Annotated in this window: 16 protein-coding genes; 5 read left to right on the top strand and 11 right to left on the bottom strand. The window is 56.4% G+C overall.

What is annotated here, in order from left to right; translation table 11 throughout:
• Positions 1 to 57: 57 nt before the first annotated feature.
• The 5 genes from OKX01_RS11295 to xdhA all read right to left on the bottom strand — a co-directional run bounded on the left by OKX01_RS11295 (position 58) and on the right by xdhA (position 7,683).
• Positions 58 to 1,359 carry a methyltransferase family protein gene (locus tag OKX01_RS11295; protein WP_264671758.1) on the bottom strand — a complete coding sequence of 434 codons (1,302 nt, stop codon included), beginning with the start codon at positions 1,357 to 1,359 and terminating at the stop codon, positions 58 to 60.
• 188 nt (positions 1,360 to 1,547) lie between these two features.
• Positions 1,548 to 2,873 (bottom strand): guanine deaminase, encoded by a 1,326-nt coding sequence (gene guaD / locus OKX01_RS11290; RefSeq protein ID WP_094197044.1) that lies wholly within the window; start codon positions 2,871 to 2,873, stop codon positions 1,548 to 1,550.
• A 24-nt stretch (positions 2,874 to 2,897) separates the two neighbouring features.
• Positions 2,898 to 3,866, bottom strand: a complete 969-nt coding sequence (gene xdhC / locus OKX01_RS11285; protein WP_121739085.1) for a xanthine dehydrogenase accessory protein XdhC — start codon at positions 3,864 to 3,866, stop codon at positions 2,898 to 2,900.
• Positions 3,863 to 6,190 carry a xanthine dehydrogenase molybdopterin binding subunit gene (gene xdhB, locus OKX01_RS11280; RefSeq protein WP_264671757.1) on the bottom strand — a complete coding sequence of 776 codons (2,328 nt, stop codon included), beginning with the start codon at positions 6,188 to 6,190 and terminating at the stop codon, positions 3,863 to 3,865. Before xdhB ends, xdhC begins: the two co-directional genes overlap by 4 nt.
• On the bottom strand, positions 6,190 to 7,683 hold the full coding sequence (gene xdhA / locus OKX01_RS11275) for a xanthine dehydrogenase small subunit (RefSeq protein WP_264671756.1): 1,494 nt from the start codon (positions 7,681 to 7,683) through the stop codon (positions 6,190 to 6,192). Before xdhA ends, xdhB begins: the two co-directional genes overlap by 1 nt.
• A 143-nt stretch (positions 7,684 to 7,826) precedes the next feature.
• Between xdhA and OKX01_RS11270 the strand changes: the two genes are divergently transcribed.
• On the top strand, positions 7,827 to 8,768 hold the full coding sequence (locus OKX01_RS11270) for a LysR family transcriptional regulator (protein ID WP_094197040.1): 942 nt from the start codon (positions 7,827 to 7,829) through the stop codon (positions 8,766 to 8,768).
• Complete coding sequence (locus tag OKX01_RS11265; RefSeq protein WP_230017849.1) at positions 8,765 to 9,523, top strand: LamB/YcsF family protein; 759 nt, start codon at positions 8,765 to 8,767, stop codon at positions 9,521 to 9,523. The genes OKX01_RS11270 and OKX01_RS11265 overlap by 4 nt, the downstream gene beginning before the upstream one ends.
• Here OKX01_RS11265 and OKX01_RS11260 read toward each other — a convergent pair whose 3' ends face one another.
• From OKX01_RS11260 to OKX01_RS11250, 3 genes are all read right to left on the bottom strand, one after another.
• A complete protein-coding gene (locus tag OKX01_RS11260) occupies positions 9,524 to 9,712 on the bottom strand; it encodes a DUF3008 family protein (RefSeq protein WP_264671755.1) in 189 nt (62 codons plus the stop codon).
• Between the two features lie 120 nt (positions 9,713 to 9,832).
• Entirely contained in the window at positions 9,833 to 11,035 is a 1,203-nt protein-coding gene (locus OKX01_RS11255) for a benzoate/H(+) symporter BenE family transporter (protein WP_230017851.1), read from the bottom strand.
• 28 nt (positions 11,036 to 11,063) lie between these two features.
• Positions 11,064 to 11,828: an AraC family transcriptional regulator gene (locus tag OKX01_RS11250; protein WP_094197036.1), complete on the bottom strand. Its 765-nt coding sequence runs from the start codon at positions 11,826 to 11,828 to the stop codon at positions 11,064 to 11,066.
• Positions 11,829 to 11,924: 96 nt separating this feature from the next.
• Here OKX01_RS11250 and OKX01_RS11245 point away from each other — a divergent pair, with 96 nt between their 5' ends.
• Positions 11,925 to 13,121: an MFS transporter gene (locus OKX01_RS11245; RefSeq protein ID WP_264671754.1), complete on the top strand. Its 1,197-nt coding sequence runs from the start codon at positions 11,925 to 11,927 to the stop codon at positions 13,119 to 13,121.
• 213 nt (positions 13,122 to 13,334) lie between these two features.
• Here OKX01_RS11245 and OKX01_RS11240 read toward each other — a convergent pair whose 3' ends face one another.
• Positions 13,335 to 14,507 carry an MFS transporter gene (locus tag OKX01_RS11240; protein ID WP_094197034.1) on the bottom strand — a complete coding sequence of 391 codons (1,173 nt, stop codon included), beginning with the start codon at positions 14,505 to 14,507 and terminating at the stop codon, positions 13,335 to 13,337.
• 1,182 nt (positions 14,508 to 15,689) lie between these two features.
• On the opposite strand from OKX01_RS11240, the gene OKX01_RS11235 reads away from it, so the two are divergent.
• Positions 15,690 to 16,478, top strand: coding sequence for a deaminated glutathione amidase (locus OKX01_RS11235; protein ID WP_094197033.1), 789 nt, complete (start codon positions 15,690 to 15,692; stop codon positions 16,476 to 16,478).
• Between the two features lie 10 nt (positions 16,479 to 16,488).
• On the opposite strand, the gene OKX01_RS11230 is transcribed toward OKX01_RS11235, so the two are convergent.
• Positions 16,489 to 17,136: an alpha-ketoglutarate-dependent dioxygenase AlkB gene (locus OKX01_RS11230; protein ID WP_094197032.1), complete on the bottom strand. Its 648-nt coding sequence runs from the start codon at positions 17,134 to 17,136 to the stop codon at positions 16,489 to 16,491.
• A gap of 79 nt (positions 17,137 to 17,215) precedes the next feature.
• On the opposite strand from OKX01_RS11230, the gene OKX01_RS11225 reads away from it, so the two are divergent.
• Positions 17,216 to 18,082: a pirin family protein gene (locus OKX01_RS11225; protein ID WP_108727637.1), complete on the top strand. Its 867-nt coding sequence runs from the start codon at positions 17,216 to 17,218 to the stop codon at positions 18,080 to 18,082.
• Between the two features lie 3 nt (positions 18,083 to 18,085).
• Here the strand turns inward: OKX01_RS11225 and OKX01_RS11220 are convergent, their stop codons facing one another.
• The gene (locus tag OKX01_RS11220; protein WP_264671753.1) at positions 18,086 to 18,577 is read right to left on the bottom strand and encodes an OsmC family protein; all 492 of its coding nucleotides are present in this window, start codon (positions 18,575 to 18,577) and stop codon (positions 18,086 to 18,088) included.
• Positions 18,578 to 18,792: the final 215 nt, after the last annotated feature.

Here is an 18,792-nt window from a genome sequence, read left to right as displayed (position 1 = left end):
CAGCTTGTTCCACAGGGTTGGGACAGTTCTTGTTCAGCTTACTGCACTTGGGAGCGATCAGGGTAGACGCAGAAGTACGGGTACCCAGCCATTTATCTGCAAGCACTGAGCCAGGGCAAAGACGGGCCAGATCAGGAAGTAGGGCAAGGCGTCGCGCAGGGTACGGGCCAAACCTGTCAGGGACACACGCAGCTCATCTGGGCTGTTCCACAGGCTCAGGCGTGGGGCCAGACGAGGGACGCGCTGGCAGTAGTCCTGATAATCCTGGCCAAAAACCTTTTGCAGCAAAACCTGCTCTTCGTCGATCACATTATTGAAGACGGCGTAGACAAATAGTGCCAACACGGGACCAAGCAGCAGGCTGCCAGATAGTGCGCCCATGCCGGTGACAGCACAAAGTGAGAACAGATACAGCGGGTTGCGGCTGATGGAGTAGGGGCCTTGGCTGATCAGACTGGAGCCTTTGTGCCCACCCAGGTACAACATACACCAGCAACGGCCCAGGACGGCAATCAGCACCAGACCTAGACCGGCCATGCGGGTGAATTGAAAGACCAGCGAATCGCTGGCCCAGGTGGGGGCAAAGAAAGGCAGAATCACGACCATCAGGCCACCAAACACCCCCAAGGTTCGACGACGCTGTACCTGAATGCTGGCCAGATGTTCCCAGGCCTGTGCGATGGTGGCGCGCTTGCTATGGGAAGCAGACCAGCGTTTGGGGTTCACAATCAGCGGATAGAAGGCCAAGCTGCCTAACAACCAGACAATGGCCAGCGAGGCAAAGACCTGCGGCAGATCGAGACGTTCTTGGTCGGTTTCCAGCAAGCCCAGCAAGAACGCGCACAGCAGGCCTGCCAACAGGCCACCCCAGCGCAGGCGGGACTGGTTCAAGGCCCAGCCTGCAAAGTACAAATGCAGTAGACCGGCTCCCACCGCTACGACTGCCCCCACACCCAGCAAGGGTTTGATTTCGGGTATCGACAGGTACATGGACGGCAGTCCGTAGGAGGAGGCAGAGCGCTGCAACATCAGCATCAGCAAGGGAACGGCCAGGAACAGGGCGGTGCCGAGCAGCATGATGCGCTTGCCTGCCACGGCATCCTGTCCACGCAAACGCAACAGTTTCCAAGCGGCAAATGACAGTCCGGCGGCGGCAATCAGGCCGGTCAACAAGCCTTGCGCCTCTTTCATTTCATGGGCCATATGGCCGGGCTGATGGCTGATAGCCAGCAAGGGGTTAAGCGGTGACCAGTCCTGAGTCAGGCTGGCCAACCAGAGAAACAAGAAAGTGACCCCCAGAACCTGGGTTAACAGGTAGAACAAAGCGTTGCGCTGCACCTGAATAGATGTGCCGGACATAAAGAAATCTCGCCAAGAATTCGAGGGAACCGGAACTGGTTCTCTGCTGACGGGCTCAATGTATCGTTGGCAGCGTAAAATCCGCGTGAAATCGTAATGTGCTTTGGCGGGCCGATAAGGAAGAAAACTCGTTCCCGGCTTCAGTCATGGGGGAGGATAGAAGCCGGGCATGCGTTTTTTGGTCTGTTTTAGTGATCGCGCTGATGCACACAGCGGCCTGCGCTGTAGCTGGCTTGAATGCAACGATCGTCACCCAGCAGGGCCAGTACGAACAGTTGCTCTTCCAGCGAGTTCAGCATGGTGCTGCGGCGCGCCATCAAGGGCGTTGCCTTGGGATCCATCACAATAAAATCGGCCTCGGCACCCGGAGCCAGCGTACCGATTTGGCCTTGCATGTCCAGCGCGTGGGCAGCGCCTTCGGTGGCCATATAGAACATGGATGCGGCGGTCAGGTGGTAATTGTTCAGACGGGCTACCTTGTGTGCTTCGTTCATGGTGCGCAGCATGGAGAAGGACGTACCGCCGCCCACGTCGGTGGCCAGGGTGTGCAGCACCTTGCTGTGGCGAATGGACTGGAAGTCGAACAGGCCGGAGGCCAGGAACAGATTGGACGTGGGGCAGTGGGCCGCGATACTGCCGGTATCGTGCATGCGGGCGCGGTCTTGCTCATCCAGCCAGATGCTGTGGCCGTAAATAGCACGGGGGCGCAGCAGGCCAAAGCTGTCATATACGTCCAGATAGCTGCGGTTCTTGGGGAACAGCTCGCTCACCCATTTGATTTCGTCCTTGTTCTCCGCCACGTGGGTTTGCAGAAAGACATCGGGATAGGCGCGGGCCAGTTCACCACAAGCGGCCAATTGTTCCGGGGTGGAGGTAGGGGCAAAACGGGGGGTCAATGCGTACAATTGGCGGCCCTTGCCGTGCCAGCGCTTGATCAGGTCTTCCGAGTCGCGTGCGCCCGACTCGGCGGTATCTTGCAGATAGTCCGGGCAGTTGCGGTCCATCATGACTTTGCCCGCAATCATGCGCAGATTGCGCTCGTGGCTTTCTTCAAAGAAGGCATCCACGGATTGACGGTGCACACTGCCGTAGACCAGGGCGGTGGTCGTGCCGTTGCGCAGCAATTCGTCCAGAAACACGCCAGCTACTTCGCGGGCATGGTCGCTATCGCCAAAACGGCCCTCAGTCGGGAAGGTATATGTTTCCAGCCAAGGCAGCAGGCCGCTGGCAGGGGAGGCAATAATGTCGGTTTGCGGGAAGTGCAGGTGGGTATCGATCATGCCCGGCATGATGATTTTCCCGCTCAGATCCACGGTTTTTGTACCGGCAGGCAGGCTGCGCGACAGTTCGGCCCAGTCGCCACAGGCCTGAATCTGGCCTTGCTCGTTGACCAGCAACAGACCATCACTGTGGTAGCTCACGGCTTCGGAAGGATCTTCCAGTGTGGCGGGGTCTGCAACAAAGTACAGCAGTTGGGCACGGTAGGCGCAGGCGGAGTGTAAAGAGGTAGTCATAGTGTCCTAGAAGTCGAGGTCGCATCAGCGACTGAGCTGGCCCATTTCATAGGCGTGGGCCAGCAATTCGGCGGCGACAGCCACGGCAATAATCGAAGGGGCCTTGCCCTTGATATCTGGCACGCCAATGGGGCAGATCAGTTCCTGAATACGGGATTCGGGCATACCGCGCTGTTGCAGGCGGCGCTCGAATTGACGGCGTTTGGTCATGGAACCGATCAGGCCCACATAGGCGGTATCGGGGCGGCGCAAGATCTTTTGGCACAGCGCCAAATCAAGGCCGTGATTATGCGTCATTACCAGAAAATAGCTATTGCTTGGTGCTTGTTCAATCAGGGCATCGGGGATGTCGGTAATTTCCAGGCTGACATTGCTGGGTACCTGGGCGGGAAATAGCTCGGGGCGCTCGTCAATCCATAGAACCTGGCATGGCAGGGTGCCCAGAATCTGCACCAAGGCCTCGCCCACGTGACCAGCCCCAAACAGCAGAATGGTCAGGGGTGGGGGCGGCAGGTCTTCCATCCAGACGCCTTGCGAGCCGTCGTAGTCCAGTCGGGACTCGTCCACAATCGAAGGGCTTTGAATATCAACCTGCTTGTTACCGTCCGAGAGCAATTGCGAACGGCGGCTGGTCGCCTGACCGGCCCGCACGGTGTTGTCCAGTTCTTCCAGCCAGCCCAAGTCTGACGCATCCAGAGTTTCGTACAGCAAGGTAACCACCCCGCCGCAACATTGGCCCAGACTGGGGCCGAGTGGCAGGCGGCTCATGCTCCAGCCGGGGCCGCCGGGCTGGCTGAGCATGGCACGTGCCTGTTCTGCTGCCACCCATTCCAGGTGTCCGCCACCAATGGTCAGCCACTGCTCAGTTTGGCTGAACAGCATGGCCGTACCCGTGGTGCGCGGGGTGGAGCCTTTTGCCAAGGCCACCGAGCACAAAACCAGCCGCTCACCCGCTTTTACACGGGCGAGGGCAAGAGAGGGCCAGCTACTCATTTCGCTTTTCGAATCGCCGCAACCGCCCGCATGACGGCTTCGGCAGTGGCGGGAGCGTTCAGCTCGGGCTCGATCTGGTAGTTTCCTACGCTGGCGACCGCATCGCGGATTGCGTTGAACACGCAAAAGGGCAGCAGCAAGGGCGGCTCGCCCACGGCTTTGGAGCGGTGAATCGAATCCATGGCGTTGTGGCCATCGAACAGATTGACGCGAAAGTCTATGGGGCAGTCGCTGATGGCCGGGATCTTGTAGGTTGACGGCGCATGCGTGGTGAGCTTGCCTTGGGCGTTCCATACTAGCTCTTCCGTCGTCAGCCAGCCCATGCCTTGAATAAAGGCGCCCTCAACCTGGCCAATATCCAGGGCCGGATTGATGGATTTGCCGACATCGTGCAGCACGTCGGCACGCAAAAGACGGGATTCTCCGGTCAGGGTGTCGATCAGCACTTCAGCGACGGCAGCACCATAGGAAAAATAGTAGAAGGGGTTACCCTTCATGACTTTAGAGTCCCAGTGCAGGCCAGGGGTGGCATAAAAACCATCGGACCATAGCTGGACACGGGCCTGATAGGCGTGCTCAACCAGTTGGAAGAAGGGCATGGTCTGGTCACCGATCTGGACCTGACCGCGCTCGAACTTCACGTTGGATTCTTCAACCGAGAACAGCTGGGCCGCCACTGTCGTCAGGCGCTGGCGAATCTGGTAGGCCGCATCCTGAGCGGCTTTACCGTTCAAGTCGGTCCCGGTAGAGGCGGCGGTGGCCGATGTATTGGCTACTTTGGTGGTATCGGTGGCCGTGACCCGGATATGCTCCAGATTCAGGCCCAGCTCATGGGCAACCACCTGGGCTACCTTGGTGTTCAGGCCCTGGCCCATTTCCGTGCCACCGTGGTTTACCAGGACGGTGCCGTCACGATAGACGTGAACCAGAGCACCGGCCTGGTTAAAGGCGGGCACGTTAAAGGAAATACCGAATTTCACCGGCGTCAGTGCCAGCCCCTTTTTCAGAACTGGGCTGCTGGCATTGAATTGACGAATGTGTTCACGGCGCTGCCGGTATTCACTGCTCTCTTCCAGCTCGGCCACCAGTTCGTGAATGACGTTATCGACCACGGTTTGATCGTACGGCGTCACATTGCGGTCTTCTTTGCCGTAGAAGTTAATGCGGCGCACATCCAGTGGATCTTTGCCCAGACGGCGGGCAATGGTGTCCAGTGCCACTTCCATCACCAAAGCCCCTTGCGGGCCCCCAAAGCCTCGGAAGGCCGTGTTGGATTGGGTATTGGTGCGACCGCACAGCGCGCTCATGTCTACATCAGACAGGTAGTAGGCATTGTCAAAGTGACAGATGGCCCGGGTTGCCACCGGGCCGGACAAGTCGGCAGAAAAACCCGAGTTGGCGGTCATGTCCAGACGGGCGCCCAGCAGGCGGCCTTCGTCGTCGTAGCCAATATCGTATTCGTAGTAGAAACCGTGACGCTTGCCGGTAATCATGAAGTCGTCGTCGCGATCCAGACGCAGCTTGATGGGGCGTTGTAACTTGACGGCGGCCACACTGGCCACGCAGGCGTACAGGGCCGATTGGGATTCCTTGCCGCCGAAACCGCCGCCCATGCGACGGCATTCCACGTGAACCTTGTGTGCGCCAACGCCCAGGCAGTGGGCAACCAACTGCTGCATTTCCGAAGGGTGCTGCGTGGAGCACCAGATATGCACGGCACCGTATTCCTTGGGCACAGCGTAGGAAATCTGACCTTCCAGATAAAACTGTTCCTGACCATTGCACTGGAATGTGCCTTGCAGACGGTGCGGTGCCGATTCCAGCGCTTTCTTGGCGTCGCCTTGTTTCAGGCTCATCAAGGGCAGAACCCCGGCGTTGGCGGCCTTGGCTTCTTGTGGTGTCAGGATGGCAGGCAGCTCTTCATAGCTGATCTTGCCCAGGCGCGCGGCACGGCGTGCCTGGTCGTGGGATTTGGCGATCACCGCGAAAATGGGCTGGCCAACGTAATGCACCACACCATCGGCCAGAATCGGGTCGTCATGCAGAATCGGGCCACAATTATTCGCGGCGGGAATGTCCGCAACGGTTAGCACGGCAATGACGCCGGGTGCCTGGCGCACGGCGTCCAGATCCACTTCCAGCAAACGGGCATGGGCTTTCTCCGACAGGCCCAGCGCAATGTGGGCTGTGCCCTGCAATTCGGGTAAATCGTCGGTATACGTGGCGGTGCCGCTCACGTGCAAGTCTGCCGATTCGTGCAAAAAGGACACGCCGACGCGTTGCGCCGTGGCAGTGTTCAGGTGGTCGATACTGTCAATTTTCATCACAAAGTCTCCAGGCTGGCTTGAGCTCGGTGAAAGACATTCAACTGGGCGGGACTCAAAGCGTGTTCAGGGTGGGTTTCCAGGAAGAAGCGGTACAGCAAATTGGCCGCACTTTGGTTGCGGTATTCACTGCTGGCACGCATGTCGCTCAGGGCCTGGTAGTCCTGCTGGAGTGCCTGCATGGCAGCCTGTACGTTTTCCTCGTTCCATTCCTGGCCTTGTAGCACCTGCTCGGCGTGGCTGGCACGTTTTGGAGTGGCGGCCATGCCACCAAAGGCGATGCGGGCCTGTTTGACGATTTTGCCATCCAGCTCCACCGCAAAGGCGGCACACACGGCAGAAATGTCCTGGTCGAACCGCTTGGACAGCTTGTAGGTGCGAAATTGCCATTGGCCCTTGTGGCGTGGGACCAGCAGGCCTTGTACAAACTCGCCCGGTTCCATGGCGGTTTTCTGATAGGCCAGATACAGGTCTTCCAAAGGCATGACGCGCTCAAGCCCACCTTTGCGCAGCACGACACGAGTGCGCATGGCAATCAGGGCCGGCATGGAGTCACCAATGGGCGAACCGTTGGCCACGTTGCCGCCCAAAGTACCGGCGTTGCGAATAGGGAAGGAGGCAAAACGCTGGCGCAGCTCCGTCAATTCGGGGTGGTCTTTGATCAGGGCATCAAAAGCGTCGTTCAGCAACACGCCTGCACCAATGTAAAGATCGTCCTCGGTGGTTTTCAGCTCGCGCAGTTCAACGACTTGGCCAATATAAATAAGATGCGGTAGATCGCGGAATTGCTTGGTCACCCACAGGCCTATATCGGTACTGCCAGCCAGAATGCGGGCTTGCGGATATTGCTCGCGCAATTGGGTCAACTGATCCAGGGTGCGGGGGGCGTGGAAGGTCTGACCCTGATATTCATAGGCCAGCATGCCGTCCTGACGAATGGCGCGCAGCTTGTCTTCAATGGATTGGCGATCCATGCTGACTGCCGGGTAGCTGTGCATGGCCTTGGCCGCATCAATAATGGGGCGGTAGCCGGTACAGCGGCACAGATTGCCCGAGAGCACATCGTCGATCTGTTCTCGGGAAACCGGGCCGTTTTCAGGTGAGTGCGTCATGTACAGACCCCACAGCGACATGATGAAGCCGGGCGTACAAAAGCCGCATTGGGCGCCGTGCCAGTCCACCATGGCTTGCTGTACAGGGTGCAAGGTGCCATCGTCCTGGCGTAGATCTTCAATGGTGTAGAGCACCTTGCCATCCAGCGTAGGCAGTAGCTGGATACAGGCATTGACGGCACGTAATTGCAGTTGATTGTTCTGGTCCAGTTCGCCAATCATGACCGTGCAGGCGCCGCAATCACCTTCGGCACAGCCTTCTTTGGTGCCGGTGCAGTGCAGATCCTCACGGATATACTGTAAAACGGTTCGCGTGGTCGGGGCTTGGGCCACTTCCTGTACTTCGCCGCGATAAATAAAACGAATTGGTCTTGTCTCCATGATCTCACTCGACTGGTTTTTTACGGATCGAAGATAGCATTTGCTTAGGACGCGAACATTTGCTTGGAATGATGTTCACTATATAGGCGTATGAGTGTCTACACGGATCAACGGCGCGGGCCAGCGCTTGTATTATTGAGACCATGCCAAAATTACGAGAACAACTAGATCTGCATTTGCTGCGGGTATTGCAGTCGCTGCTCAAAGAGCACAGCGTCTCGCGTACGGCTATCCGCTTGGGCATGTCCCAGCCAGCCGTCAGTAATGCCTTGCGGCGCTTGCGCGAAATCACGGGCGATCCGATTTTGTTGCGCGGTAAAAAGGGAATGGTGCCTACCGAGCGCGGTCCCTTTTTGCTGGCTCATGCTACGGAAGCCTTGCAAGCGATCGAGCGAATTTCTGCTAGCGCGGAACCCATGGATCCCAGTCAGTCTACTCGGGTTTTCAACCTGGGGGCACCGGACTATCTGGACGGTGCTTTTATCCCGGATATTGCGGAGCGGGTGCGTCGTCAGGCACCGCAGGCCCGCTTGGTGGTCCATACCATCAACCCGGATCTGGACTACGTGCAGGCCCTGGAGGAGGGCGAACTGGACGTGGTGATCGGCAACTGGCTGGAGCCTCCGGAAAAGCTGCATCTGGCGCGCCTGTTTGATGACGAGGTGGTCTGTATGCTGGGCCGTCATCATCCGCTGGCGCAGCGTGGCCTGTCCTTGCAGCATTATCTGGAAATGCCGCATCTGGCCCCTTCAGCTCATGTGACGGACAAGCGCGGCTTTATTGATGGCTGCTTGGCCGAGCAGGGCATCAGCCGTCATGTACAGATGGTAGTGCCGTATTTCGGTCTGGTGCCTGGCATTTTGAGCCGCACGGATATGGTATTTACCACTAACCGCCAGTTTGCCGAGTACTATGCCCGCATTCTGCCGATTACGGTTCTGCCTTGCCCGGTTCACTTTCCACTGATGCGTTTTTATCAGTTGTGGCATCCGCGCACGCATAATGCGGCAGAGCTGCTGTGGTTCAGGCGTTGCATTGCCCAGGCCGCTGGCAGGTTGGATGGATTATCAGAGGGAACTCCATGAGCTTGAGTATTGATTTGAACTGCGACATGGGCGAGAGCTTTGGCCCCTGGGTTATGGGCCATGATGAGCAGGTGATTCCGTGGGTGACGTCGGTCAATATCGCCTGCGGCTTTCATGCCGGCGATCCTGGCACGATGCGTCAGACGGTGGCTTTGGCGCTAAGCCATGGCGTGAAGCTGGGTGCCCACCCCGGTCTGCCAGATCTGGCAGGCTTTGGTCGGCGGGTAATGGCGGTTACCCCCGAGCAGGTCTATGACATGGTGGTGGTGCAGGTGGGGGCCTTGGCTGCCGTTGCCCGCACACAGGGTGCCGCCCTGCATCACGTCAAGGCGCATGGCGCACTCTACAATATGGCCGCCCGCGATGCGGCATTGGCAAAAGCCATTGCCCAGGCGGTAGCCGATATTGATCGCAGCCTGATTCTGTATGCGTTGGCAGGCAGTGTGCAGGTGCAGGCCGGCCGTGATGCGGGTTTGACGGTGGCTCAAGAGGTGTTTGCCGACCGCAGCTATCAGGACGATGGCAGTCTGACACCCCGTCAGCAAGCTGGCGCCATGATTACCGACGCCGATCAGTCCGTGCAGCAAGTCATGCAAATGATAGAGCAAGGCACCGTTACCAGCTTGTCAGGTAAAACGGTGCCTTTGTCGGCCGATACCCTGTGTCTGCATGGGGATCAGGCCGGTGCGGCCGAGTTTGCGCAGCGTTTGCATCAGGCCTTCGAGCAAAGCGGCGTGCGCGTTCTGGCGGTCTGATTACTCTTTGTGCTCAGGCAGATTGCGGCGCGCGGTATCGGTGCTGGCCAGTTCTTCCAACTCACCTTCACTGAGCGTTTTATACATTTCTATCGACGCCCCTTTCAGGCTGGATACGGGAGTCTCTCCTCGTTTGGCGGACAAAGCAGCGCCGGCGGCTTTTTGTTGAGCTTGAGATAAAGCGGGCATGAAGCACCTCCGTTAGAGAAAAGTGGTCACGCCTGTAGTGTGCCAAATGAACAGGACGGCCAAGCAAGCAAATGTGAAGCTTGTTTGCCGTCTTGAACAAAGATCGGGGAAATCGCCAGTTCAGGACACTTTTCGTTTCTGAATCAGATACATAGCCATACCAAAAACCAGGCCCCAGAAAGCGCTGCCGATATTGAGCAGGCTCATGCCTGAGGCGGTAGTCAAAAAGGTGACCAGCGCCGCGTCACGAGTATCCGGAGCCTCCAATGCCATGTGAATGCTGTTGCCTATCGTGCCCAGCAAGGCCAGACCCGCGATGGCGGCAATCAATTCTGTGGGGAAGGCTGCAAACAGGCTGACGACAGTGGCACCAAAAATACCGGCGGCAAAATAGAAAATACCGGCCCAGACACTGGCACGATAGCGCTGACGCGGGTCTGCATCCACTTCCGGCGTCATGCACAGGGCGGCGCTAATGGCGGCCAGATTGTAGGCATAGCCACCGAAGGGGCCAAAGATCAGGCCGATAATCCCGGTCCAACTGATGACGGTGGAGTTAGGGGCATCGTAATTATGGGCTTTCAACACGGCCACGCCTGGAATGTTCTGCGAGCTCATGGTCACGATGAAAAACGGAATGCCGACACCGATCAGGGCAGTCCAGGAAAACTCGGGCCAGACCAGTACCGGCGTTGCAGGCGTCCAGCTCAAAATATCCATTTTCAGCAAACCTTGCAGGGCGGCAATCGTGACACCGGCTACCAGTGCCAGAGGCACGGCATAGCGGGGCGACCACTGGCGCACCACCAGGAACACGATGAACATGCTCAGGCACAGCAACCACTGAGTCTGCATGGCACCAAACAGGTCCAAGCCAAAGCGCAGCAAGATGCCGCCTAGCATGGCGCCGGCAATACTGCGCGGCATGTACTGCATCAGCTTTTGAAAGCTGCCGCTAAGACCGCAAATTGTGGTCAGCAGAGACGAAAACAGGAAAATACCCACTGCCTGAGACATGGGCAGGCCAAGCAGGCCGGTGGCCAGCAGTGCGGCGCCGGGGGTGGACCAGGCGGTCAGAATCGGAATCTTGTAGCGTAGTGAAAGACCTGCCGACAGCAGGCCCAAACCAATACCCAAAGACCACATCCAAGAACCCAGCTCGGCAGTGCTGGCTCCGGCCGCCTGCGCTGCCTGAAAAACAATGGCAGCGGAGCTGGTATAGCCTACCAGCACGGCAATCAGCCCCGCCGACATATGAGAGATCTGGAACCAACTTAATAAGCGCTGCAGAGACCCGGGGCGGGACAGGTGTGTGGAGGACATGGATGCGTGTGGTGAGGGTCGTAGAGGCTCAAGAAGAATAGGTTTGGCTTATATAACGGCTGGGGGTTTCGCCCAAAATAGATTTGAAAACACTAATAAAGGCACTGATAGAGGTGTAACCCAATTCCCTGGCCGTGCTCTTTACGGACATTCCCGAACCCAGTTTTTGCAGGGCCAGCATAATCATGAATTGTTGACGCCAGCGCCCAAAGCTCATCCCTGTGTGTTTTAGCATATGTCGGGCCAGGGTGCGCTCACTCATGGCCAGCGCTTTGGCCCAGTCGGCCATCGTGGGACGTGCGTCAGGCTGTTGCTGCATATGCTGTGCAATCGTTTGCAAGACCTTGTCCTCGGGCACAGGCACATGCAATTGGCGGCTAGGCATCTGATTCAGCGTTTCCAAAAGGACCAAGGCCAGTCTGTGCGTTTGGCTACCCGGTTCGTAGTCAGCATTCAGATCGCTTAAATGAATAATCATTTCGCGCACCATGGGGCTCAAATCCAGGGTGCAGCAGTGATCCGGCAATTGATCCAGGCCGGGCTGTATGTACAGGAAATGAATCAGCGCCTGATCGTCGGCGCGGGCGCGATGACGAATCCCGACAGGTACCCAGACGGCACACAGCGGTGGCACCATCCAGTAGCCCTGGTCAGTTTGCAGAGTGACGGAGCCATATTGCGTCATGATCAACTGCCCATTGGGATGGGTGTGCAGTGGATTTTCGGTCGTACTGCCCATCTCCATTTTGATGCTGAAGACAGGTCCGCCCTGAGGATTGGTGCTAAAACTCATGGTTTGTCTGGTTTGAGGTATAAGTTGTCATAATATCCTGTTCGCGCCGAGTATGAAACAAGATAGACTAGGGTTTTCACCTACTAGCTGCCTGTCATGTCCCTTGCTCGACCTTCCTGGCTCTCCCATCCCTTGCTGGTGCTGATCGGTGTTTTGCTGATCGCCGGCAGTCTGCGGGCTCCGATTACGGGGTTAGCCCCCTTGCTGGAGCTGATCCAGGCCGACCTGTCCTTGTCCTCGACACAGGCTGGGTTGTTGACCGCCATGCCTTTGTTCATCTTTGCCGTGGTCTCATTGCTGGCTGCCTCCATCGCCCGTAAGGTGGGGCTGTCCCGTTCCCTGTTTATTGCTTCCGTGCTGATCGCCATTGGCGTGGTGGTACGCGTCCTGGGGGGCACGACGGAACTGTTCGCCGGTATCGGCTTGCTGGCCATCGGGATTGCACTGGGTAATGTGCTTTTGCCGTCCCTGGTCAAACGCCATTTCCCCCTGCGTATTGGCTTCATGACCTCTTTGTATGTGCTGTTTATGGGCCTGGTGGCGGCTTTCAACTCTGCGATGGCCGTGCCAATGGCAGAGTGGACAGGCCAAAGCTGGCGCTGGTCGTCCCTGATTGTGGTGGGTGTCATGGCACTGGCCAGTGTCGCGGTGTGGGCCACCCAACTGGGAGCGGATCGCCGTGCGGCTCAACGTGCACCAGCCGCGGCTGCCAGCAGCGTGTCAGTGTGGCGCTTGCCCCTGGCTTGGCACATCACCTTGTATATGGGTTTGAACTCGGTGGCTTACTACATGATTGCTAGCTGGTTGCCTGTGATGTTGGTCAATTATGGTTTTGAAGCGGATCATGCCGGCCAGATTCACGGTTTGATGCAGCTGGCGACGGCCATTCCCGCCTTGCTGCTCATGCCTGTGCTTAGTCGTTTGCATGATCAGCGTGCCGTTGCCTTGGCCGGCGCCTTGTTGCAGACCCTGACCTTTGTGGGTTTTTTGGTCTTGCCGTCTTGGTCTCTGCTGTGGGCGGTCCTGTTTGGCATCGGTAGCGGTAGCGTGTTCTTGATTGCCCTGGCCTTGATCGGCGTGCGGTCGACCTCCACTTCGCAGGCGGCGTCCCTGTCAGGAATGGCGCAATGCATGGGCTATTTGCTGGCTGCCTTTGGTCCGCCCGCCATGGGCGGCTTGCATGATCTGTTCGATAGCTGGGGCTGGGCTCTGGGCTTGTGTCTTTTGGTCAGTTTCGCAATGAGCTATGCCGGTTGGCTGGCGGCCCGCCCTGCATTGACTGGTAAGGCTTGAGCCGAATTTGTAAGCCGTAAAGAGCTGGATCGTCGAGAGAGGGTCGAAAAAGCGGCCTGTGATTGCGAGATTCTTGCAATCACAGGCCTTTTTTTGGGGACGACTGGCGGATTGCTTGTTCTGCCACGGCTATTGGGAAGTAGCAAGTTTGCCTGTCTTGACGTTGTTGTAGCTATATAGCGACGCCCATTGCTTTGGGGGCAATTTCTGTCCTTATTCTTTGATGCGCAGTGAAAGGGTGTGCAGGCCCAAGCCGCCCAACGCCAGCAGGGCGCCGACCCAGGCGGTGGAGGTCCAGCCCCAACCAGCCGCAATCGTCAGGCCACCTAACCAGGCTCCCAAGGCATTGGCCATATTGAAGGCGGAATGATTCAAGGCAGCAGCCAGTGTTTGGGCATCTCCGGCCACGTCCATCAAACGAATTTGCAAGGCCGGACCCAAAGCCACCAAGGTGCCGATCAGCATGATATTCAAAGGGCCAAGAATAGGGTGGTGGGCCGTAATCATGAACAAGAGCAGCACACCGGTTGCCCAGATCAGCACCAGACGGATACTGCGATCCAGATAGCGGTCAGCATAGCGTGCGCCCAGCAGATTACCCAAGATCATACCGACCCCAAACAGAGCCAGTACAACGGGAATGGCGCTTGCTGACAGCCCGGCCAGCTCCATCAGCGTGGATTTCACATAGCTGAATACCGAGAACATGCCGCCAAAGCCAATCGCGCCTATACCTAGAGTCAACCAGACTTGCTTGCGTTTCAGGGCGCCTAGCTCGCGCAAGGGACTGGCCAAGGTATTGGGAGGGACAAAAGGCACAAACCGCAGCACCAGTGCCATGGTGATCAGGGCAATGATGCTGACAAAAGTAAAGGCCGCCTGCCAGCTCAGCCATTGGCCCAAAGCGGTCGCAATGGGTACACCTAATAAGGTGGCGACGGTCAATCCCAGCATGACATAGGCCACCGCCTGTGCGCGGCGATGGGGCGGCACCAAACGGGCGGCCACCAGAGCCGCAACACCAAAGTAAGTGCCATGTGGAAAGCCTGCCAAAAAGCGGGTGACTAACACGGTTTCATAGCTGGGGGCGATGACGGTCAGAAAATTGCCTATGGCGTAGGCGCCCATCAAGGCAATCAAGAGGCGTCGCCAAGGCCAGCGCGCCCCGAGCACAGCTAACACTGGCGCGCCGATAACCACGCCCAGCGCATAAGCGCTGATTAAATGGCCCGCAGTGGGAATATCGATACCGAGATCCTGGGCGACATCAGGCAGCAAACCCATGATGACAAATTCGCCCGTACCGATGGAAAAACCACCCACTGCCAAGGCCAGAATCGCCAGCAGAACCTGGCGTGGGGATAAAGAGTCGTGTGATGAAGACAAGATAAAAGCCTGAGAAACAAGAGGGGTGGCACGTCCACCCGTAAGAGGCCTTATTGTCACGCAGTCCTGGTGTCTGGCTCAAGATTTCTAGAGCTTGAATAAGGTTATGTAACTGCAGGGTATTGAAGTTCTTTTTAAATTTTTAGTTTTTATTACGTCCTAGCACAAATTAATTTAATGATCTACAGCGTTAGTCCGAAGCAACGTATAGAGATTTTTTTATATTTTTTATATAGAATCACGGTATTGGGTGTTTTGTATCCAATCATTTTCCTGTGGTAGCTTTCCCCTGATTTTGCAAGAAATCGGGGGTTTTTTTGTTTTACTTATTTTGAGTTTCAATCATTGGTACATTGAAGGTCTAATGTCGAAGCGGCATTCAGCCCTGGCTCAATGCCTTTTTTCAGGCGATTGGGTGGTGTTAGGAATTAAAGAGTGGGCCTGTGCATGTTTGCAGCAGGCCCATTTTTTTTAAGCTGATTTTCTCTTTCTTTGATTTATTGGCTTATCCAGGATAAGTTGATTTTTTGATTATGTCCGGTCATAAATTGTCAAAGTTAAGCGATCCTTTGAGGGGAGTAAAGCAGATAATTTCCAGACTGTATCAAGACTAACCCTAATTTCTGCCATTTTTGTCCGGCTTAATGAAAGAGTAATTTTGCCTGTTTGTATATCTTTTATGACATTGTAAATATGATTATTTTTTATATCTCATTATCATATATTTGATGGTTTTTAAGGATTTGCTTGGCAGGAAGTATTGTGTTCCGAGCTTCTTGCTTGAATCCAATTCAAGTTCATGAGGGAAGAATGCAAGTTGTGTAGATAAGCTCCCAGAGCGCAGCTTGCAGGTCGGCAAGCTATTGTATTGTTTGCTTGTTCAGTCGCTTAATTAAGCGGAAAGTCTTACTGGAATGTTCTTGAATTCGTCTAACCTGTTTAGTGTGGTTAAACGCATTTGGGGTATTGACGAAAATATGAGCTGTTTTTTAATTTCAATTCATGTCTTTTTTTTTACATGCTGGGAAGGGAGCGATAGGCAAACATATCAGTGATACAGAAGGGCAAAGTGTTGTTTTACGTTTGATCACCAGGTGAACCCTTTGTATGCTCGGACTGCTGGCTGGCCAAGCCGGGGTGCTGCGTTAGAATCATTTAGGCAGCATACTCAAGGAGGTGGTCATGAAAGTTGCATTGGGCCAGATGGCCGTATCCAGAGATTCGCAGGAAAACCTGAGCGCATGCTTGGGGTTGATCGAGCAGGCCTTACGGTCTGATGCGCAGTTATTGGTGTTGCCTGAGGGTGTGCTGGCCAGAAATGTGGCCGACCCCGAAGTGGTCCTGAAATCCGCGCAGGCCCTGGACGGGGAATTTGTCAGCCGCCTGAGCGTTGCGACCCGCGATACCGATTTGACCGTGGTGTTTTGCATTCATACGCCGGCAGGGGAAGGTAAAGTCTGGAATACCTTGGTGGTGCTGCGTGATGGTCAGGTGCTGGCGCATTACAACAAGCTCCATTTGTATGATGCCTTTTCGGTGCAGGAGTCGCGCTATGTCCAGCCGGGCACTGAAATCCCTGCCTTGATTGATGTGGCCGGTTTCAAGGTCGGTTTGATGACTTGCTACGATCTGCGTTTTCCTGAACTGGCCAGACGCTTGTGCGTGGATGGGGCTCAAGTCTTGCTGGCGCCTTCGGCCTGGCTGAAAGGACCGTTGAAAGAGCACCATTGGCGTGTGCTGACGACGGCGCGTGCTTTGGAGAACACGGCCTATATGGTAGCCGTGGGGGAATGTGGCGAACGCAATATCGGCCAAAGTCTGGTGGTGGATCCTTTGGGCGTGATCGTGGCCCAGGCGGCAGAGGCACCGGCCCTGCTGTTGGTGGATCTGGATCGGGAGCGTCTGGCGTATGCTCGCCGGATTTTGCCCGTGCTGGAAAACCGTCGTTTTGCACCGCCCGAACTGGGTTGATTACACCCGCTTAGCCTGCTTTTCTGAAGGTCAGATTGACCCGGCCCGAGCCCCAGTGTGGATGGGCCGGGCCTTCCAGTCTGCGCACCCCATGGAAATTCAGTCTGGATGGCCCCCACCAGACCAGCACATCGCCATCGCGTAGACGCAGGGTACGCACCGGGTCGCTGCGTTTTGCGCCACCCCATAAAAACAAGGCTTCACGTCCCAGGGACACCGAGATAATCGGGTGCTGCAAGTCGCGCTCGTTTTTGTCCTGATGCAAGGACATATGCGCCTGCTCATCGTAGTAATTGATCAGGCAGGTATCGGCCTGAAAAGGGCCTTGGCCCGACTCCTGGGCAATGTGCGTTAGCAAGTCCTTGAATACAGCAGGCATAGCTGGCCAGGCCAAACCTGTTTGCGGGTCTGTAGGACTGTAGCGGTAGCCGTGCTCGTCCGATGTCCAACCCAAAACGCCACAACTGCTTTGTGCAGCCGACATGCGATGTCCTGATGGAACCTGCATATGTCGCCAGGGGGCGCTGTGCAGCAGTTCTTGAATGGCCTGTGCCAAGGCGCAGGCGTAGGGCAAGGCCAAACCAGGCAGGGCTATCAGGCCGGTATCCAGCGTCAGCACATGGCCGGGAACGGGATCGAAGAGTGAGAGTGTGGACATGCGAGAGTGGGCGAACCAATCAGGGACCAGAGTATAGTAATCGGGATTGTATGTGTGTGACTTTCCAGTAGAGGTGTCTATGGTCGAGCTACTTATTCCACAACGTCAGCACAGCATTGGAGCATTTGAGGTGGGGCGCGTTTTGCCTTTTCGCCAACGGCGTATGGTGGGGCCTTTTATCTTCTTTGATCGCATGGGGCCGCAAGCGCTGAGGGCACCGGTAGGAACGGAAAACGATGTGCTGCCACATCCGCATATCGGCCTGTCTACCGTCACCTATTTGTTTGAAGGGGCCATGACGCATCGTGACAGTCTGGGCGTGGAACAGGACATTACGCCGGGCGCGCTGAATTGGATGAGCGCCGGTTCAGGTATTAGTCACTCCGAGCGTTTTGAACCCATGCGCACGCAAGGCGGCCGCATGGATGGGATCCAGGCTTGGGTGGCCTTGCCGGAACACAAAGAAGAACAGAACCCGGACTTTGTGCATTACGAAGCCGAGCAATTGCCCCTGATTCAGGACATAGGCCTGGAAGGCCGCCTGATTGCCGGTTCGGCGCTGGGTTTGTCTAGTCCTGTTAGTGTGGACTCGCCCCTGTTCTATATGGAGTTGCGCGTTCAAGGCGGCCAGTCCGTACCCTTGCCAACCGGCCATGAAGAGCGCGCAATTTATATCTGTGCGGGCGAGCTGGAAGTGGGGGGACAACGCTATCGAGCCGGTCAGATGCTGGTCTTTGCCAAAGGCGACAGCCCCCGTATCCTTGCTGAGCAAAACAGCCACTTGATGCTGCTGGGCGGTGAGCCTTTGGGGCCACGCCATATCTGGTGGAACTTCGTGTCCTCGAGCAAGGACCGTATCGAGCAAGCCAAGGACGATTGGCTCCATGGCCGAATCAAGCTGCCACCGCTGGATGATGAGCAGTTCATTCCTTTGCCGGCAGTGTAATGTTTATGTCTGCTGCGGGGCCCTCGGGGCGTGTATCTGAACCGTGACGTCATGGTCAATCGGGGTTTTGACCGAGCGGGCAATAAAACAGTATTCGCCCACGCGATCATGAAGCGATTTGGCCAAGGCAGCGTCACTGTCTGGTGTGATTGTGAGACATGGGTGCAAGGTAACACTCTCGAATTGACCGGCCCCGTTGGCCTGTTCGATCATGCTGCCAACAGGGCGGTCTTCATAGGCCGTGACCACAATGCCGGCTTCTGCCGCCAGTCCCAGATACCACAGCATATGGCACTGAGCGATCGATGCCAGGAAAAGCTGCTCGGGGTTCCAACGGTCCGGATCACCTCGAAAGGCGGAGTCTGAAGAGGCGGCAATAGTGTCAAGGCCGACCGCGCTTAGCTCATGATTGCGTGAGTAGGAACGGAGTGTACGGGTGCCGTTTCCAGTGTTGCCGGTCCAGTTGATCAACAATTCATAGTGGTGTGTTTTCATGGCGGTGTTCTGGCAAGGTCGCAAGGAGCCAAAAGCGTAGCAGCGAAGGCGCCAAACCGTACACAAAAAAAAGCCCTGGAAAGAATCCAGGGCTTTGAAGGCTTGCTCATCAGGCTGGTGGATTTGCCTGTATCCGCTCTATGAGCAGACTGGTTTTTTGATTGATGGGCAAGCCTGGCAAACGGAATAGTACCGCTTGCGCAGAATGTTTAGGA

Source organism: Alcaligenes sp. SMD-FA (assembly GCF_025960365.1).
In the GTDB taxonomy this organism is placed as follows: domain Bacteria; phylum Pseudomonadota; class Gammaproteobacteria; order Burkholderiales; family Burkholderiaceae_B; genus Alcaligenes; species Alcaligenes aquatilis.
The sequence above is the reverse complement of the archived record's forward strand: the minus strand, read 5'-3'. Positions and strand labels throughout refer to the sequence as shown.

Coding starts and splice junctions, on each gene's coding strand:
- xdhB (WP_264671757.1), bottom strand. CDS start 6,190: ATGAAAATTGACAGTATCGACCACCTGAACACTGCCACGGCGCAACGC.
- OKX01_RS11245 (WP_264671754.1), top strand. CDS start 11,925: ATGTCCCTTGCTCGACCTTCCTGGCTCTCCCATCCCTTGCTGGTGCTG.
- OKX01_RS11255 (WP_230017851.1), bottom strand. CDS start 11,035: ATGTCCTCCACACACCTGTCCCGCCCCGGGTCTCTGCAGCGCTTATTA.
- guaD (WP_094197044.1), bottom strand. CDS start 2,873: ATGACTACCTCTTTACACTCCGCCTGCGCCTACCGTGCCCAACTGCTG.
- xdhC (WP_121739085.1), bottom strand. CDS start 3,866: ATGAGTAGCTGGCCCTCTCTTGCCCTCGCCCGTGTAAAAGCGGGTGAG.
- OKX01_RS11225 (WP_108727637.1), top strand. CDS start 17,216: ATGGTCGAGCTACTTATTCCACAACGTCAGCACAGCATTGGAGCATTT.
- OKX01_RS11270 (WP_094197040.1), top strand. CDS start 7,827: ATGCCAAAATTACGAGAACAACTAGATCTGCATTTGCTGCGGGTATTG.
- OKX01_RS11265 (WP_230017849.1), top strand. CDS start 8,765: ATGAGCTTGAGTATTGATTTGAACTGCGACATGGGCGAGAGCTTTGGC.
- xdhA (WP_264671756.1), bottom strand. CDS start 7,683: ATGGAGACAAGACCAATTCGTTTTATTTATCGCGGCGAAGTACAGGAA.
- OKX01_RS11250 (WP_094197036.1), bottom strand. CDS start 11,828: ATGAGTTTTAGCACCAATCCTCAGGGCGGACCTGTCTTCAGCATCAAA.
- OKX01_RS11295 (WP_264671758.1), bottom strand. CDS start 1,359: ATGTCCGGCACATCTATTCAGGTGCAGCGCAACGCTTTGTTCTACCTG.
- OKX01_RS11230 (WP_094197032.1), bottom strand. CDS start 17,136: ATGTCCACACTCTCACTCTTCGATCCCGTTCCCGGCCATGTGCTGACG.
- OKX01_RS11235 (WP_094197033.1), top strand. CDS start 15,690: ATGAAAGTTGCATTGGGCCAGATGGCCGTATCCAGAGATTCGCAGGAA.
- OKX01_RS11220 (WP_264671753.1), bottom strand. CDS start 18,577: ATGAAAACACACCACTATGAATTGTTGATCAACTGGACCGGCAACACT.
- OKX01_RS11260 (WP_264671755.1), bottom strand. CDS start 9,712: ATGCCCGCTTTATCTCAAGCTCAACAAAAAGCCGCCGGCGCTGCTTTG.